The following is a 16,078-nucleotide window of genomic DNA, read 5'->3' on the forward strand; positions in this document are numbered from 1 at the left end:
TTCTGCCGCCGCCAACACGGCATGCAAATCCTGTTCAATACGCCATACGGAGGGTCGCATAAGCTCGGCACTGAAACGTCGAGGTTATTAAGATGCAACAAGATGATCTTCCGTATTTGAGGAAATTCCCTGATGCTTCGGGGCGTTTTGGGCGGTTTGGCGGCAACCACTATCCGCCGGACGTGTGGCCGGCACTCCAGGAACTCGAAGCAACCTATCTGTCGCTGCGAGACACACCGGACTTTCAGCACGCCCTTGATACGGTTCGCGCCGGGTTGCAGGGGCGCCCGACACCGGTCCACTTTCTCAAAACCACCACCGCGGAAGTGGGGGGTGCGCGCATATACGTAAAGCGTGAGGATCTGAACCATACGGGCGCGCACAAGATCAATCATTGTGTCGGGTTCGCACTGCTCGCCCGCAAGATGGGCAAGCGGAAGCTGATTGCTGAAACCGGGGCCGGGCAGCACGGGGTCGCGCTGGCCACTGCCGCCGCCTATTTCGGTCTCGAGTGCGAGGTTCATATGGGCGAAGCCGACATCGGCAAGCAGAGCTCGAATGTCGGACGCATGCGCCTTCTGGGTGCGAAGGTGGTTGCTGCAAGCGCTGGGCAGTCTGCCTTGAAAGAGGCGAGCGACTCCGCATTCAGCGCCTATGTCGAGCAGCATGAACACGCCCTCTACGCAATCGGTTCGGCGATAGGGCCGCACCCCTTCCCCATGATCGTGAGAGATTTCCAGTCGGTGGTGGGACGGGAGGCTCGCAGTCAGTTCCTGTCACTGAGCGGGGGCTCTTTGCCCGGCCACGTCGTTGCCTGCGTAGCTGGCGGATCAAACGCGATGGGCCTCTACTCGGGTTTCCTCGAGGATCCAACCGTTGCTCTCCATGCCGTGGAACCTCTTGGAACGTCACATGAAACCGGGAAACATGCTGCGACGCTTTCCTTCGGAACCTCGGGAACCCTTCATGGCGCGCAGTCCATCGTTCTGCAGCAGGAAGACGGGAAGCCCTCGCAGGTGTCCTCGGTCGCATCGGGCCTCGTCTATCCCGGGGTTGGGCCAGAGATCGCGATGCTGCATGAGGAAGGCCGCATAAAGGTCTCGGCTGTCTCCGACAAAGAGGCGATCAGCACCTTCTTCCGCATTGCAAAGTCTGAAGGGATCATACCAGCGCTCGAAAGTTCCCACGCGCTCGCCTTCGCGATCCGGCTGGCAGAGCGCAGCCCTGCGTCGGAAAGCATCCTGGTGAACCTGTCCGGCCGAGGCGACAAGGATGTCGATTTCGTTCTGAAAGAATTCCGGGACGCAGACAGCCTTGAGATCTAGCCCTGCTCCGCGTCCCCGGGCACCCGGTCATGCCAGCGGGAAACCGTGGTTACCTTTCAGGCAAACGCGGTGAGACGGTTTCCATTCAGGCCAAAGCCGGCGTGTTGCCTCGCGGCGTCCATGCTCTCAGTTCGGCCAGCCCTTCCTCCCAGCCAATGACCGGCTTATAGCCAAGTTCCTGTTTTGCCTTGGAGATATCGAGCGTGATTTCAACGGCACTCGTCGCATATTCCTGAAAGCTCAGAGGTCCGCGCAGACGGCCTCCGGACAAGCGATAAAGACCATCGCTCACTCGAGCCAACAGGCGCAGTACGGAGCGCGGCACTGACTTGTCAGGAGGCGAGATCCCTCGTGTCGCGAGCAGACCTGTCACGGTATCCCTGAACGGCCGGGCCGGGCCACCGTCGCTGATATGATAGATTTCACCGGCCCGCCCCTTGGTGAGCGCCAAATCGGCCGCATGGCACAGATTGCCGGCATGCGTCGTGGAGGAAAGGTAATCGCCGCCGGAGATCCAGGCGAATTGTCCGCTTCGCACCATGGCCGCGAGCGTGGGCAGGGCTGTGGTGTCGTCGCGTCCCCAGATCATACGGGGGCGAAGGACAATCACGGCCATGGCTTCACTGTTCCCTTTCAACGCGACCTTTTCCGCTTCGGCCTTGCCGGCGGAATAGGCTCCCGCATGACGTACCGGGACGGGATGGCTCTCATTGACGTTGCGCAGGGGATGGCCGTCCTGCAGCACCGAGTCCGAACTGATGTGCACAAGGCGTCTGATACCCGCAGCAGAGGCGGCGGTGACGACGGCCTCGGTGCCGCGGACGTTATCTTCATGAGCGTCCCGGCCAGGCCCGTGGTCGAGGTTGGCGGCCGCATGCACGAGTTCTGTCGCCCCCACCATGAGCGGTTCGAGGTCATCGTACCGCATGTCACCTCGAACCGCGGTGGCCCCCAATTCGGTGACGACCGCCGCGCCTCGATCGCTGCGGGCGAGCCCTGTCACGCGATGTCCGGCAGTTGTGAAGTGGCGAATGAGGTTTCGTCCAACATAGCCGCTGGCGCCGGTGACAAAGATATGCCGTTCAGTCACTCGAATTCTCCCCGATGAGTGTGCCTGTTCGGGCAAGCCTTGTGATGTCGTCGAGGATTTCAGCACGTTCGGCTTCGCTCCAGGCAACCAAATCCATGTGCTGCTGGAACTTGAATCCTTCGAGAGCAAGCCACGCCAGCCGTGTCGTGCGGGCGTCGGCAGCGGCCTCGATCAGCCCCGCGCGCAATTTCTCCTGGTTTGCCCGAAATTCACCACGAAGCGCTTCATCCTGCATCAGTGCAGAGATCAGGCCGAGGACGGCGGCGTTGCCTCCACTCACCCATTGCATCCGCTTGGCGGCTTCGATCCTGCCGAGCAGCGGCGCATCCAACTCTCCGGCGAACTGCGCTTCGCAACTCGCATTGAAGGCGTTGTCAGCCTCGATCGTCCTTGCAACGAGGGCAGCCAGAAGATCACGTTTGCTGGTGTGCTCGTAAAGCACCGTGGCCTTGGAAACCCCCGCCTCTTTCGCAACAGCGCCGAGAGTCAACACGCCGTCGCGGGCAATAACGCGTTCCACAGCGTCAAGAATATTTGACTGATCATGTATGCGAGGCCGGGGCACGCAATTCTCCCTGTTTATTTCCGACCGTTCGGAAATAAACAGGGCCTGCTCAGATGTCAAGAGGTTCACCCGCCGGCCTCACCGCGCCTAAACCGCCGGAAATCCGGCTTCCGCGCCCGAGGCGGTGCTCAGGACACGCCGTGACGCTCAGGCCGCATCGGACGCCTCTTTCCCCGTTCCAAGGCCGCAGTGCGTTGTTCCGCGATATGCTATTCCGCACCTGACCAGTGGGGATACGTGACATAGGCGGTCAGCGCGCCCTCTGCGTGAGAGCGAATGATCACGGCGTTCCCCTTCGGCATATAGATGATCTCGCCAGGACCTGCGGTCAGGGTCTCGCCACCTGCTTCGACAGAAACCCTTCCTTCCAGGACCACCATTACGTCATCGACGACGATGGTGGTCTCCAGCACCTGGCCGGGGCCATACCGTCCATATCCGACAGTGACCGGCCCCCCTTGCCGTTGATCCGCCAGGTTCGCGGCAAAGATGTCGGCGTCCTGTCCGGGCGAGCGTTCGAATACGGCATCGGCTGGTTCAAACCTGAGGACTTTCATCTCTTTCCTTTCTGAATTCCGGTGCAGTCAGAGGTCATCGAGACCGGTGCGTCCCGCGATGATGCCGGTGTCGCCTCTCGAGTTCGGAAGGAGATCAATCCGCCTGCGGAAATGATCATAGGCAACGGTCTTGGAGCCACCGGCTCGCTCGGCGCGGCGTGCAAGCGTGCGCCCATCTGTTCCCTCTTCCTCGGCCGTAGGTCGTGCAATTTGGAGAAGTTGGCGATGCGCTCCTCGTGGGACAGACCCGCGGCCCCGGCCGATGTCTCAAGTTTCGTCGTGGCCACGCCGAGGGAACATCTCAATCGTAACTTGGTTCCCGTCTCCGTCATGATTTCAAGAGTGCTTCAGAAATCCGGAAGGAGATGAGCAATGTCGGAAAGAAACATCGAACTGATGCGGCAGATGGCCGAATTCGAAACCGCGCACGACAGAGACCGGCTTTTCGCCCTCTACACCGACGACGTGACCTTTCGCGATGTCGCGTTGGATGTGCTCGCGACGGGAAAAGCCGAAGTGAGACGACTGCTGGAAACCGTTTATGCTGCGATGGAAGGATATTCCATGACCTTGACTTCAGTTTACGCCGATGAGAATGGCGGTGGAGCGGAATGGATCATGGCGGGCAAGCACACCGGCGATTTCATGGATTTTCCGGCGACCGGCGTCTCGTGGGAACTGCGCGCGGCCTCAATCATGCGTTTTTCCAACGGTCTCGTCAGTCATCGCAGCGATTATTGGTCGGTTTCGAGTTTCACCAAGCAGGTGGGCCTTGAGTGAAATACCTCACGAAAACAGGTCGTCTGCTATGCGGACGGACCCGTCATCCGGCGTCCCTGGCCATCCGAGCGATGCCGCCCAGGGTGAGGGCAATTAAGGGAGATGCCAGGGGCTCACAGGTAATTGCGCTCCGGGGCGGGAAGGCACAGTGGTTGGACCCTCCCGCCTCTCGACAGCCATGATCCGATGGCTCTCCCGGACTAGTTTCCGGTTTCGAGTTGGCGGGCAGCAAAGCTCGCGCGCAGGAACTCAGCCGGGGTTACCGGCTTACGGCCAAGGAGTTTTTCCAGATCCCCGGTCTGGCCGTCCCACTCGCCGGTGTTGACGCCATGGACCCAAAGCAGCACAAAGCCGGCGGCGGGCTCGGGCAGACCGGCCGCCATGAGCTGGGCGATGTAGTCCTGATCCGAGACCATGTTGTAAGGCACCGGCTTGCCCGTGATTTCCGTCAGGATCTGTGCGACATCCTGGAAGGAGGCCGCCGGGCCGCCATACAGCGAATAAGACTTGTTCTCATGGCCGGATTGGCTCAGGACAACGGCATGCGCTTCGGCAAGATCGTCACGGCATGCATACGCAGCTTTGCCTGCACCGGCGGGCGCGTGGACCCCGGTCTCCAGCGCATTGCCGCCAACGTAGAGTTCGACATTGTCGAGAAATGGCGGATGACGGACGAGCGTGTATGTCAGGCCGGAGGATTTGAGTTTTTCCTCGACAAAGCGGTCCTCCTCGGTGACTTGCGGCAGTATAAAGTCAGACCCGGCTTTGCGGATAATCGGCATGAAAACGATGTGCTGGACATGGGCTTCCCGTGCCGCATTGATCACGTTTTCATGCTGGGTATTCCGGTCTGTAAATGCCGTCGCCGACACGAGCATCACCTTCTCGATGCCCTCGAACGCACGCACCAGCCCGTCATAATCCAGGTAGTCGCCCTGGCGGATCTCGATCCCCTTGGCGGTAAGATCTGCCGCCTTGGCCGGATCGCGCGCGAGACCGGCAATATCATTGGCGGGCACCCGGTTCAGAAGATGGTTGAGGGTCATGCGGCCGATTTTGCCGGTAGCGCCGGTGACGAGGATTTTGGACATGGATTTTCCCTTTCGGTTCATGGGAGCGCAGCTCAGTTGCGCCAAGCTCTGACTTGAGTGGGGGCGAGCTGGATCAGTCAGGCGGCAATCACGATCTTTCCGATCGTACGCCGGCTCTCGAGTTGTTCATGTGCGGTCTTCATGTTCTGGGCGGTCAGTCCGTCGAGCCGAGTGGAAACGATCGGGCGCAGCCCCCCAGAGGCAACGCGATCGGCAATCTCGGCAAGGATCTCGCTCTGGCTGGCGAGATCGAAGCCGCTGATCACCTTCGCGAACACCATCTCGGTATGGAGCGAGATGGATTTCGAGACGATTGGGCTGGCGTCGAACGGCGGCGCGATATCGACCGCCGACAGGTGCCCGAATGGCCGCAGCAGCTTCGCGATCCAGCTTAGGTTTCCAGCCGTGCCGGCGGTGGAAAACACCATATCCACCTGTTCAATGCCGGCGGCGTGGAGTTGGGCGGCCACGTCCTGGCTGTGATCGACGACCAGGTCGGCCCCCATCACCTCGCACCATTCCTTGGTTTCCGGACGTGAGGCGGTGGCAATTACAAAGGCGTCTGTCCTCGCCTTCAGCAACTGGATTGCCATGGAGCCCACACCGCCGGCGCCGCCGATGACGAGCACACGGTCAACACCGGACGGCAGCGTGCCGCGATCGCGGAACACCGCCTCCCATGCCGTCAGGCTCCCGATAGGCAAGGAAGCGGCATCGGTGAAAGCAAGCTGATCGGGGATCCAGGTGACGACACGATGGTCGACGGCAAGACGTTCTGCCCAGCATCCGTCGCGGGTGAGGTCGCCGGTGCCCATTACACGGTCACCGGCGGCAAAACCCTTTGCCTTTGAACCGGCCTGGAGCACTACTCCGGCGAATTCCCAGCCCAGAATAACGCGACCGCCTGCCCCGGCGCTGCGCACGCTCCTGATCAATGCCTCGCCGGGATTGACCCCGACCGCCCGGATGCCAACCAGAAGATCGGCATCACGCAGCTTCGGTTCGGCGACTTCCATCTCCTCGATCGCATAAGCATCGAGAGTGTGGGCCTTCTCGTAAGCAAGCGCTCTCACAGCACGAACCGATCGACCAGGGTGAGATTGAGGCCCGCCAAGGGGCCACCGACCTGCTGCTGCCTGCCACCGATCGCGAGTGTCCCGAGATCGACAGCGGCGAAGCCGGCCTGTTCCAGCACTTCGCTCAGCGCTTTCTTCGCACCAGCATCGTCCCCCGAAAGGAAGAGAACGGTTCTCGGTTTCTCGGGCGATGTGTCATCGATCCACTGCATGGGGACTGTGTTGAACGCCTTGACCACCTTGGCGCCCACCGCCAGATCGGCAACGATTTCGCTCGACGTGCGGCCCGAGAGGTCGCCAAGATCGCTTGGATTTTCGCGGTTGATCCGGTTTGTGGCGTCGATCAGAGTGCGGCCGGACCAGTCCGGGACCGATGCGAGAGCGTCCGGGACATGTGCCCACTCGACGCTCAGCACGACAACGTCCTGCTCGGCGGCTTGCTGCGGGGTCCCGGCGGACGCTCCCCGGCCCAGATTCCGGACGACCTTGGCGAGAGTGGCCGGCCCGCGGCTGTTGCTGAGCAGGACCTCGTGGCCAAATGGCAGTATGTGACGCGCAATCGTCTGTGCGACCTCACCTGCTCCGATAAACCCGAACTTCATGCAGGCCTCCTGGAATTCTGCATCCGCTGTGTTGGCTCGGCGATCATCGAACGCCTCACGCGTCGACATCGCCGCCCGACCCAGTTAAGACAGGGCAGACTTTGGTTCCAGTACCGACTATTTTGTAAGTATCGAATTTAGGAGTTCACGATGACCGAGACGACTTTCCAGTGTGGCCTGGAAGCGGTTCTGGCCATTCTTGGCGGCAAGTGGAAACCGCTGATCGTTTATCATCTGGCCGGCGGTTCCAAGCGCACCGGTCAACTCCGCAGGCTCGTCACCAATGTGAGCGAGAAAATGCTGATCCAGCATTTAAAGGAACTGACGGACGATGGCGTCATTCGCCGCATCGATTTCCAGAAGGTGCCACCGCACGTCGAATACGAACTGACGGATTTTGGCCGAAGTCTGACCTGCCTGCTCGCGCCGTTATGCGAATGGGGAACCCGTCACAGCGACAAGGTGGCGGCGATCGTGAAAAAGCGGGAACAGCCGGCGAAGGTCGCTTAGGGGCCTTGCCGGGAAGCGGTCAGTTCGGCAGAGCGCTCTGCCCTTGCAGAGACAGTTATTCGAACCGGCCAAAAACTGAACCAACGGCAGCACGGAGTGCCGGGGAATGCCCCGGCACCGTCTGTGATCTCAGCGGACGAGGTGCTGCACTCACGAATGAAGACGGCAACCGGCGCTCATGCCGGTTTCTGCAGCACTTCGACGAGACGTTCGGCAGCCGGGGCTGAGGAAGCCGGGTTCTGGCCGGTGATCAGCAGGCCATCCTGTACGAAGTACGGACCCCAGTCAGGCCCCTTCGAATAGAGGCCGCCCTTGGCCTGCAACTCGTCCTCGACGAGGAACGGCACGACTTCCGTCAGGCCGACGGCAGCCTCCTCGCTGTTGGTGAAGCCGGTGACCTTCTTTCCTTCGACGAGCGGACGGCCGTTCGGCGCCTTAACGTGACGGAGCACGCCCGGCGCATGGCACACCAGCGCGACCGGTTTGCCGGCGGCAAGGAAACTTTCGATCAGCGCCGCCGAGACCGGGCTTTCGGCGAGATCCCACATCGGACCGTGGCCGCCTGGATAAAAGACCGTATCAAAATCAGCCTGGGATATGCCGGCGAGCTTCACGGTATTCGCCAGCGCTTCTCGCGCCTCGGCGTCGGCCTCGAAGCGGCGCGTGTCCCCGGTCTGGAAGGCGGGCTCGTTGCTCTTGGGATCAAGCGGCGGCTGGCCGCCGTCCGGCGAGGCGAGCGTGATCTCGTAGCCGGCTTCCTTGAACACATAATAAGGCGCGGCCAGCTCTTCGAGCCAGAAACCGGTCTTGCGGCCGGTGTCGCCAAGCTGGTCATGCGACGTCAGGATCATCACAACTTTCATGGCTTCATTCTCCAATAAGATGTTGCAGGCCCGGGCCGGGCAGCCTGCGGTTATGCCGGTTCGGGGCGGGCACGGCGTGCCCCTTCCAGGGGATCGAACATCGCGATCCCGCTACCGGTTGCCGTGGCCGTCACCTCGTTTTGCAGGACGTCCCAATGCTCGGCCAGCTTGCCGTCCTCGACCCGGAAGATGTCGATCGCGATCTGTGGTTCATCCGCCCAGCCGCGGATGCGGCCGTGGATCGCGACGAGATCGCCATCCGCAATGATCAGGCCGGGCTCGTAGTGGACATGCTCCGGCAGCCCTTCGACGATCGCCCGCAATGCGTCCCGGCCCTGGGGAATGCCGGGATTGTGCTGGATGTAATCCGGAGCGTAAAGCCGGTCCACGGCCTGCGCATCGTGACGCTGGAACAGTGAGGTCATCGCTTCGAGAACCAGCGCCTTGTTGCGCTGAGGACGGTCATCGGAGGGGCGGTCCGCGGGCCGGGTGATGGCCATCGTCCCCGTCATCCGCAGAAACTGGCCGCCGGGCAGTGTCGCAAACGAGAAGACCAGATTGCGATCATAGTCCTGAACATTCGTGACCGTCGCACCGCTCTCCTCCTGCCAGCTGACCGCGAAGATGCTGTTGCCGATCGGCACGGCCTGAATGTCAACGGTCTCGGTCCGGGCGAACGGCCCTTCCTTGATCTCGAACCTCAATTGCCCGGCGGACAGGAGCGTCAGGCTGACTTGGAAAGCCGGATAGGAGACATCCATCTCCAGTCCCACAGGAAAACCATATCCGGTCATGTGCAGCAGTTCCTTTGAATTGACAGCGGCCCGGCAGATAAACGTCCGCGAGAACTCCGCTCAGCGCCTCTTGCCGTTCAGATATCCGGCTGGTCGAGGAAAACATGCAGGGTTCGAATGAGGCCGCCTTCGACCTGTGCCACATCGGTGCCCGTCACTGCGGCGGGACCTCCGGGCGGGCCTGCCCGTCACTGCAAGCGCCCAACGCCGTTGTGGCCCGATGCCGGTCTTACCGCGGTGAACACGAAACCCGGAGGCAGATGCTTCAGAACGTCCGCCACGGCCTGCGAGATCGCGTCATGACCTCGCGCCGAACGCCCGGGCTCGTGAAGCTCCGCGTTTTCAAGGTAGATCTTCCGGATCGCCGCGATGCGCCGCGCGGGGTCATGTTCGCCGAACACCAGATCGAGGTTGGCCTGCATGAGTGTCTCGAAATCCATCTGTGCCCCCTTTTGCGGCAGCTTCGGGCGATGCCGTGGATGACGAAGCGAAGCCGGTTCGGGGAATGCCCCGAGGGTTCGCCTCGCCATCCGGGCTCCAATCAGCCTGCCGGGTTCGGCACCGGCGTGTTGAGCAGCTGCTGCTCCCACAGGTAGGCGATACCGCTGCCATAGGCGTGCGACTTGATCACCTCGGTGAGTGCTTCGGCCGTTTCGGCCCGCGCCCAGTCGCGCTGCCATTCGGACGCCACGGCCAGCCACGTCATCATGTTGACGCCGGCGGCGATCATACGCTGGATCGCGACCTGGTGCGCCTCGAGCGAGGTGCCACCCGATGCGTCGGTGACGACGGTCACGTCCCAGCCTTCGCCGGCCGCCTGGATGGCGGGCATGGCGACACAGACCTCGGTCCACAGGCCGGCGATGATCAACTGCTTGCGGCCGGTCGCTTTGACCGCGTCGACGGTCGGCTTGTCTTCCCAGGTGTTGACGAAAGTCCGGTCGATCACCTCCTGGCCGGGGAACACGTCGGTGATCGGGGGGAACAGCTTTCCGCCGCGGTCGGCCACAACGCTGGTCAAGATGGTCGGGACAGCGAACACCTTGGCTGCCTTGGCCAGGCCGGTCGTGTTGTTGACCACCATGTGCGGGTCGTGGCTGTTGAGGTTGGCCAGCTGGTAGGGCTGGTGGTCGATCAGGACCAGTACGGAATCCTCGGGGCGAAGAAGCGAGGCAAGGCCGTTACGAAAAGTCATTCTAGTCTCCTGCGTCGTGAGGGTAGCGCTCATCGGCTTCTGGTAAGTAGCGAATGCATCCGGGCACTGCGGTGCAGGACTTGCCTCTCAGGTGCCGTTCTTGCTCCCTTTCCGGCGCACCGCGACACGAACGCTTGAGTCCGCCCGGTTTCCCGAAGAGGGTAAGACCGAGTTCCGGCGGACCTGCCGGCAGCAAGGCGTGTCTGCCAGACCCTGCGGCGGGCGCAGCCAGTGACATCTCCCCCGGCGGTACGGCAGGAACGGCCGGATGGACATCGCTGGCTTGCGGACATTCGCGGGAGTGGCTGGTGCCGGGGCGCCCGAAGACAAAGGATGATGCACATGAGCTGGAACCCATCAATCGAGCCGGGATGTCCCGATGAAGCGGGGATCGACGCGATCGAAACCCTTATTGTCCCGCGCTCCCGCGACCTTGGCGGTTTCGAGGTCCGGCGCGCCCTGCCCGCGCCGAAGCGGCAGATGGTCGGGCCCTTCATCTTCTTCGATCAGGCCGGGCCGGCAGAGTTGCTGACCGGGCATGGCGTCGACGTCCGGCCGCATCCGCATATCGGCCTCGGCACGGTCACTTACCTGTTCAAAGGCGATTTCCATCACCGCGACAGCACCGGTGCCGATCAGATCATCAGCCCCGGTGCTTTGAACTGGATGGTGGCCGGGCGCGGCGTCACGCATTCGGAGCGCACGTCCGCAGCAGCGCGGAGCGGCCCGAACAGCCTGTTCGGGATCCAGACCTGGCTGGCCCTGCCGGACAGTCATGAGGATGTGGCGCCAAGCTTCGAGCACCACGGCAAGGAGACACTGCCCGTGATCGAGGACCGCGGTGTCACCGTCCGGCTCATTCTCGGAAACGCCTATGGCAAGACCGCGCCCGCGACGATGCTTTCCGAGACATTCTACGCCGATGTGAAGCTTGAACCGGGAAGCCGGCTGCCGATGCCGGACAATCACGAAGACCGTGGCATCTACATCGTCGAAGGTTCGATTTCGGTTGCCGGACAGGAATTCGAGGCGGCGCAGATGATGGTGTTCCGGCCGGGTGACCGCATCACGGTGGCCGCCGGGAGCCAAGGTGCGCGGCTGATGATCCTCGGCGGCGCGACCTTCAACGGACCGCGCTACATCTGGTGGAACTTCGTCGCCTCCTCGCAGGAGCGCATCGAGCTCGCCAAGGCCGAATGGCGTGCCGCGAACTGGGGCAAGGGCCGCTTCGATCTGCCTGCGGGCGACCGCAACGAGCACATTCCCCTTCCGGATTGACCGGATGCAGCCCGGAGAAGCAAGAAATGAACAACTGGCCTCATCTCGATTACCTCAGCTGGCGTGAAACCTGTTCAGCCTTGCATCTCTATCTCCAGATCGCCGGCAAGTACCGGCTGGCGCATTCGCCATGGGTCAACCATTCATGGAACGCGACCTTCTATGTCACGCCGGCTGGTTTGACCTCTTCACTCATCCCGGACGGACCGGGCATCGAAATCCTGTTCGACTTTCATGAGCACAGGGTCGTGGGCATCAACGGCAACGGTCAGAAAGCGTCCTTCAGCCTCGGGCCGGCCACGGTCGCGTCATTCCATGCAAGCTTCGTGCAGCTGATTTCGGATCTGGGCGGCACTCCCACCTTCAACGGCCACCCGAACGAGGTTCCATTTCCGGTTCCCTTCGCTGAAGATGACCGGGACCGGCCCTACGACGGCGAGGCCGTGCAGCGCTTCCACCAGGCCTTGATGGCGGCCGGCAAGGTCTTCAACCGGTTCCGCACGTCCTTCCTTGGCAAGTCCAGTCCTGTTCACCTCTTCTGGGGCAGCTTCGACCTGGCCGTTACACGTTTTTCGGGACGGCGCGCACCGCTTCACCCTGGCGGTGTCCCGGCATTGCCGGATGATGTGGCGCAGGAGGCTTACGACCGCGAGGTCTCGTCGGCAGGTTTCTGGCCGGGCGGTGGTGGCATCGATTATCCGGCCTTCTATGCCTACGCCTATCCTGCGCCCGGCGGTTACCGTGCTGCGGCGGTGCAGCCCGGTGCCGCGTTCTGGCACGATGGTCTTTCTGAGTTCATTCTTCCTTACGACGCTGTCCAGTCCGCGGCTGATCCCGGCGAAGCCCTGATGGCTTTCCTTGTCTCGACTTATGAAGCCGCCGCTGAAGCGGGTGGCTGGGACCGTGATCTTCTCGAATGCGCACATGGGCAGCCGCGGCAGGTGCGCGCGCCCGATGCGGCGGTGATGGAGAATGCGCCTGCGGTGGGTGATGAACAGGTCAGGCGGGAGGATGGCGTGTCGAAGGGGCGCTATCACCTCGTCATCGATGGTGTTGAGGCTGAGATGGCCTACAGCCGCGCCGGTGCGGGAATAATCATTATCGATCACACCGACGTGCCAGCGGCCCTGCGCGGCCGCAAGGTCGGGGAGCGGCTGGTGCGCCAGGCGATCGAGGATGCCCGCCGCGAAGGGGTCGCGATTGTGCCGCTGTGCCCCTTCGCGAAGGCGCAAATCGATCGGCACCCGGAGTGGCAGGACGTGGTGCGCCAGCCATAAGAGGAAAGCAGCGGGCCGGGATATCGCTCCCCGTGTCTTGATCGGCCCGCTCTCTAGCACCCCGGGAAAGCCACCGGAAGCAAAAGTCACAGCAATGACGTGCGCCTGCCAACAAGGCATCCACCGTCAATTGGGAGCGGGAAAGGGCAAGACTGTGAACGGCACCATGAAGGCAATCGTTCTCGAAAAATTCGGCGGCTACGACGCATTCGAGCTGCGCGATGTGCCTGTACCGGCCGTCGGCCCGCGGCAGGTCCGGGTGCGCGTCCACGCCACGGCCATCAATCCCCTAGACTATCAGATCCGCCGTGGCGACTATGCAGACTATGTGCCGCTCCCTGCCATCATCGGTCATGACATTTCGGGCGTCGTGGAAGAGAAGGGAGCCGACGTGAGCGAGTTCGAGACCGGCGATGAGGTTTATTACACGCCCAAGATCTTCGGCGGCCCCGGCTCATATGCGGAGCAGCACGTTGCCGATGCCGGTCTGGTTGCCCGCAAGCCGCGCAATATCAGCCATCTGGAGGCTGCCAGCCTGACGCTGGTTGGCGGTACGATCTGGGAAGCCCTCGTCAGCCGCGCCCAGCTTGCCGTCCATGAAACGATCCTGATCCACGGCGGCGCCGGCGGTGTGGGCTCCGTGGCGATCCAGTTGGCCAAGGCGATGGGCGCGCGGGTCATCACGACCGCACGCTCCAGCAACCACGCATTCGTGCGTTCGCTCGGTGCGGACGAGGTCATCGACTACACCTCCGGTGACTATGTCTCAGCCGTGGCAGACCTGACGCATGGGCAGGGGGTGAATGTCGTGTTCGATACAATAGGCGGTGACGCCCTGACGAAGAGCCCGCTCGTCCTCGCAGATGCAGGGCGGGTGGTCAGCATTGTCGACATCGCACAGCCGCAAAACCTGATCGAGGCGTGGGGCAAGAATGCCGCTTACCATTTCGTGTTCACCCGGCAGAACCGCGGCAAGCTCGACGCACTGACGAACCTTGTTGAACGCGGCCTGATCAAGCCCGTTGTCGGCGCGGTGCTGCCGCTGGCCCGGATCGGCGAGGCGCATGAATTGCTCGAAGGCGGAGGCTTCCGCGGGCTGCGCGGCAAGGTGGCGATCGATGTTGCCGGTCAGACCGTCGATCTTCCCACGCCACGATAGATACAGAGCGGCCACCAGTCCTCGATGGGCGTCACTCATCGAGAGCTGGTCGGGCCTGCCGGCGCATGAGCTCATTCAAGGCGTGATGCGTCAGCATCCTTGCGCTTTGGGATCAGACGGCCGCACCTTCCTGAAATGCCGCATTGGCCGGCCCGGCATTCCCGGCCGGTATCCGGATAGGCGGCAAAGTGCACGGACCGGTTTGCCCGGTCCGTGCTGCAAGGCATGGTTATTCGACCGCCTTTGCTGCCTGCCGGATGATGTTGGCCACCTCGTCCGGGCTCGTCATCGGCAGCATGTGGCCGTTCTCGATGTCGATGATCGTGGAGCCAGCCCGTTCGGACATCTGTCGCTGCAGACCGGGCGCAATGATCCGGTCGAGGGTCGCGATGGCTGACCAGCTCGGCTTTTCATTCCAGGCAGCGACCCGTGCCTCGTATTCGAGGATTGCAGTGTTCGATGCTGCCTGCGACCTTGCCACATAGATGGCGTCGTCACGGGACAAGCCATTTCCGGCGATGGAGACGAAGGCATCTTCATCGATCAGGTAGTGACCGTCGTCGAAGACCGTGAGCTTATCGGACATGAACTCAGTCGGATCCGAGGCCAACAGGGCCCCGGCGCTTTCACCAGCACCGGGCTGGAATGCCGCAATATAGACAAGGCCCTTTACGTCCGGGTCGCCGCCAGCTTCGCTGATAACCATGCCGCCATAGGAATGCCCGACCAGCAGCATCGGACCGTCCTGAACGCCGATCACCCGTCGGACTGCGGCAATATCGTCCTCGGTCGAGGTCAGCGGCATCTGCACGATCGTTACCTTGTAGTCTTCCGCAGTCAGACGGTCATAGACGCCGCGCCAAGTGCTGCCGTCGACATTCGCGCCATGCACAAGAACGATGTTCTTCACATCGGCGAGCACCGCGCCTGATTGGGCGGTCAACATACCGAGCGTCATGGCACAGGAGAGCATGAGAGTTTTCAGATAGGTCATGATCGAGTTCCCTGCTGTTATTCACCTTGAGGTACAGATAGGCGGCAGTCCATGCTGAGTGGCCCTGTCTCGCGGACGGGGTGCCGGGGCCGGCGGGCTGTTCGGACAGGCTTCGGCAACCGCCCGGAACACTGTCCGCCCCGCTCTGCCGCGTTACTGGCCGGACGGTCTCTTGCCGAAGAGAGACCGGTTCGCTGCATGCAGTGCCGCTGGCCACATCACGGGCGAGCGCCCTTGACACAGCTGTTGCCCGCCGCTCCGGACACGAGCACCGCATTTCCGTTCACCATCTATTGTTCCCTTTGGTAACTATTGATGGTTATGAAATGGCACCGTTATAAGAAACGCACAAGACGGCACATATCTGTAAGCCGGTGACCAGGAGGTAACTCATGGAGAAGCTGATCCACGGCAGGCCCTACACGGAAACGAAGAGAGGCCCGGTCTTCACGCCATGCGCGCCGAACAACATCCTTGCGAGGCTGGGTGACAAGTGGACGATCCTCGTCATGAGCATTCTTGCGCTGGATCCAGCCAGGCCTCTCCGCTTCTCTGAAATCAGGAACGGGATTCCGGACATTTCGCAGCGCATGCTCACAGTCACGCTCCGGAATCTTGAACGGGACGGCCTTGTCCTGCGCCATTATTTTGCCGAGGTGCCGCCGCGCGTCGAGTACGAGCTAACGCCCATGGGTCGGACAATGCTCCCGGCCCTCGAAGGCTTCACCGGCTGGATCAGGGACAATTGGCAGGAGATCGAGCAGTCCCGCCAGCGGTTTGATGCAGCCGCCGGCCGCTAGGGCAATTCCAGGAAAGGTGAGAACCGCTTTTCCGCCCGCAATGGCATGAAACAAACTGGCGGAGCTTTCCGTGACACGGGGAAAGATGGAAATGCTCCAGCCCGGCAAACCAAGATACCGCG

The 16,078-nt window shown here is 62.1% G+C and carries 18 protein-coding genes; 7 read left to right on the forward strand and 11 right to left on the reverse strand.

Going from position 1 to position 16,078, the window contains the following annotated elements; translation table 11 throughout:
• The first annotated feature begins 92 nt into the window (after nt 1-92).
• Nucleotides 93-1,325 carry a tryptophan synthase subunit beta gene (gene trpB, locus AC0CMF_RS16405; protein ID WP_374630000.1) on the forward strand — a complete coding sequence of 411 codons (1,233 nt, stop codon included), beginning with the start codon at nt 93-95 and terminating at the stop codon, nt 1,323-1,325.
• A gap of 85 nt (nt 1,326-1,410) precedes the next feature.
• On the opposite strand, the gene AC0CMF_RS16410 is transcribed toward trpB, so the two are convergent.
• From AC0CMF_RS16410 to AC0CMF_RS16420, 3 genes are all read right to left on the reverse strand, one after another.
• Nucleotides 1,411-2,415 (reverse strand): NAD-dependent epimerase/dehydratase family protein, encoded by a 1,005-nt coding sequence (locus AC0CMF_RS16410; protein ID WP_374630001.1) that lies wholly within the window; start codon nt 2,413-2,415, stop codon nt 1,411-1,413.
• The gene (locus AC0CMF_RS16415; RefSeq protein ID WP_247648128.1) at nt 2,408-3,040 is read right to left on the reverse strand and encodes a TetR family transcriptional regulator; all 633 of its coding nucleotides are present in this window, start codon (nt 3,038-3,040) and stop codon (nt 2,408-2,410) included. The genes AC0CMF_RS16410 and AC0CMF_RS16415 overlap by 8 nt, the downstream gene beginning before the upstream one ends.
• Before the next feature lie 149 nt (nt 3,041-3,189).
• Nucleotides 3,190-3,537 carry a cupin domain-containing protein gene (locus AC0CMF_RS16420; RefSeq protein WP_374630002.1) on the reverse strand — a complete coding sequence of 116 codons (348 nt, stop codon included), beginning with the start codon at nt 3,535-3,537 and terminating at the stop codon, nt 3,190-3,192.
• 372 nt (nt 3,538-3,909) lie between these two features.
• Between AC0CMF_RS16420 and AC0CMF_RS16425 the strand changes: the two genes are divergently transcribed.
• Complete coding sequence (locus AC0CMF_RS16425; protein WP_374630003.1) at nt 3,910-4,317, forward strand: nuclear transport factor 2 family protein; 408 nt, start codon at nt 3,910-3,912, stop codon at nt 4,315-4,317.
• A 200-nt stretch (nt 4,318-4,517) separates the two neighbouring features.
• Here AC0CMF_RS16425 and AC0CMF_RS16430 read toward each other — a convergent pair whose 3' ends face one another.
• The 3 genes from AC0CMF_RS16430 to AC0CMF_RS16440 all read right to left on the reverse strand — a co-directional run bounded on the left by AC0CMF_RS16430 (nt 4,518) and on the right by AC0CMF_RS16440 (nt 7,086).
• Entirely contained in the window at nt 4,518-5,408 is an 891-nt protein-coding gene (locus tag AC0CMF_RS16430; protein WP_374630004.1) for an SDR family oxidoreductase, read from the reverse strand.
• A gap of 77 nt (nt 5,409-5,485) precedes the next feature.
• The gene (locus AC0CMF_RS16435) at nt 5,486-6,481 is read right to left on the reverse strand and encodes a zinc-binding alcohol dehydrogenase family protein (RefSeq protein WP_374630005.1); all 996 of its coding nucleotides are present in this window, start codon (nt 6,479-6,481) and stop codon (nt 5,486-5,488) included.
• Complete coding sequence (locus AC0CMF_RS16440; RefSeq protein WP_374630006.1) at nt 6,478-7,086, reverse strand: NADPH-dependent F420 reductase; 609 nt, start codon at nt 7,084-7,086, stop codon at nt 6,478-6,480. Before AC0CMF_RS16440 ends, AC0CMF_RS16435 begins: the two co-directional genes overlap by 4 nt.
• A gap of 150 nt (nt 7,087-7,236) precedes the next feature.
• Here AC0CMF_RS16440 and AC0CMF_RS16445 point away from each other — a divergent pair, with 150 nt between their 5' ends.
• On the forward strand, nt 7,237-7,596 hold the full coding sequence (locus AC0CMF_RS16445) for a winged helix-turn-helix transcriptional regulator (protein ID WP_374630007.1): 360 nt from the start codon (nt 7,237-7,239) through the stop codon (nt 7,594-7,596).
• A gap of 176 nt (nt 7,597-7,772) precedes the next feature.
• On the opposite strand, the gene AC0CMF_RS16450 is transcribed toward AC0CMF_RS16445, so the two are convergent.
• The 4 genes from AC0CMF_RS16450 to AC0CMF_RS16465 all read right to left on the reverse strand — a co-directional run bounded on the left by AC0CMF_RS16450 (nt 7,773) and on the right by AC0CMF_RS16465 (nt 10,448).
• On the reverse strand, nt 7,773-8,459 hold the full coding sequence (locus AC0CMF_RS16450; protein ID WP_186391510.1) for a type 1 glutamine amidotransferase domain-containing protein: 687 nt from the start codon (nt 8,457-8,459) through the stop codon (nt 7,773-7,775).
• Nucleotides 8,460-8,509: 50 nt separating this feature from the next.
• The gene (locus tag AC0CMF_RS16455; protein WP_374630008.1) at nt 8,510-9,253 is read right to left on the reverse strand and encodes a nuclear transport factor 2 family protein; all 744 of its coding nucleotides are present in this window, start codon (nt 9,251-9,253) and stop codon (nt 8,510-8,512) included.
• Between the two features lie 188 nt (nt 9,254-9,441).
• Nucleotides 9,442-9,693 carry a hypothetical protein gene (locus AC0CMF_RS16460; RefSeq protein WP_374630009.1) on the reverse strand — a complete coding sequence of 84 codons (252 nt, stop codon included), beginning with the start codon at nt 9,691-9,693 and terminating at the stop codon, nt 9,442-9,444.
• A 101-nt stretch (nt 9,694-9,794) separates the two neighbouring features.
• The gene (locus AC0CMF_RS16465; protein ID WP_094462718.1) at nt 9,795-10,448 is read right to left on the reverse strand and encodes a hydrolase; all 654 of its coding nucleotides are present in this window, start codon (nt 10,446-10,448) and stop codon (nt 9,795-9,797) included.
• A gap of 342 nt (nt 10,449-10,790) precedes the next feature.
• Between AC0CMF_RS16465 and AC0CMF_RS16470 the strand changes: the two genes are divergently transcribed.
• The 3 genes from AC0CMF_RS16470 to AC0CMF_RS16480 all read left to right on the forward strand — a co-directional run bounded on the left by AC0CMF_RS16470 (nt 10,791) and on the right by AC0CMF_RS16480 (nt 14,162).
• Nucleotides 10,791-11,726, forward strand: a complete 936-nt coding sequence (locus tag AC0CMF_RS16470; RefSeq protein ID WP_122518992.1) for a pirin family protein — start codon at nt 10,791-10,793, stop codon at nt 11,724-11,726.
• A 26-nt stretch (nt 11,727-11,752) separates the two neighbouring features.
• Nucleotides 11,753-13,003 (forward strand): DUF5996 family protein, encoded by a 1,251-nt coding sequence (locus AC0CMF_RS16475; RefSeq protein WP_374630010.1) that lies wholly within the window; start codon nt 11,753-11,755, stop codon nt 13,001-13,003.
• Between the two features lie 166 nt (nt 13,004-13,169).
• Nucleotides 13,170-14,162 (forward strand): zinc-dependent alcohol dehydrogenase family protein, encoded by a 993-nt coding sequence (locus AC0CMF_RS16480; protein WP_244284578.1) that lies wholly within the window; start codon nt 13,170-13,172, stop codon nt 14,160-14,162.
• A gap of 229 nt (nt 14,163-14,391) precedes the next feature.
• Here the strand turns inward: AC0CMF_RS16480 and AC0CMF_RS16485 are convergent, their stop codons facing one another.
• Nucleotides 14,392-15,156 (reverse strand): alpha/beta fold hydrolase, encoded by a 765-nt coding sequence (locus AC0CMF_RS16485; protein WP_208977699.1) that lies wholly within the window; start codon nt 15,154-15,156, stop codon nt 14,392-14,394.
• Between the two features lie 392 nt (nt 15,157-15,548).
• Between AC0CMF_RS16485 and AC0CMF_RS16490 the strand changes: the two genes are divergently transcribed.
• Nucleotides 15,549-15,956, forward strand: coding sequence for a winged helix-turn-helix transcriptional regulator (locus AC0CMF_RS16490; protein WP_094462721.1), 408 nt, complete (start codon nt 15,549-15,551; stop codon nt 15,954-15,956).
• Nucleotides 15,957-16,078 lie beyond the last annotated feature (122 nt).

It is taken from the genome of Pannonibacter sp. CBAS1226 (genome assembly GCF_055685825.1).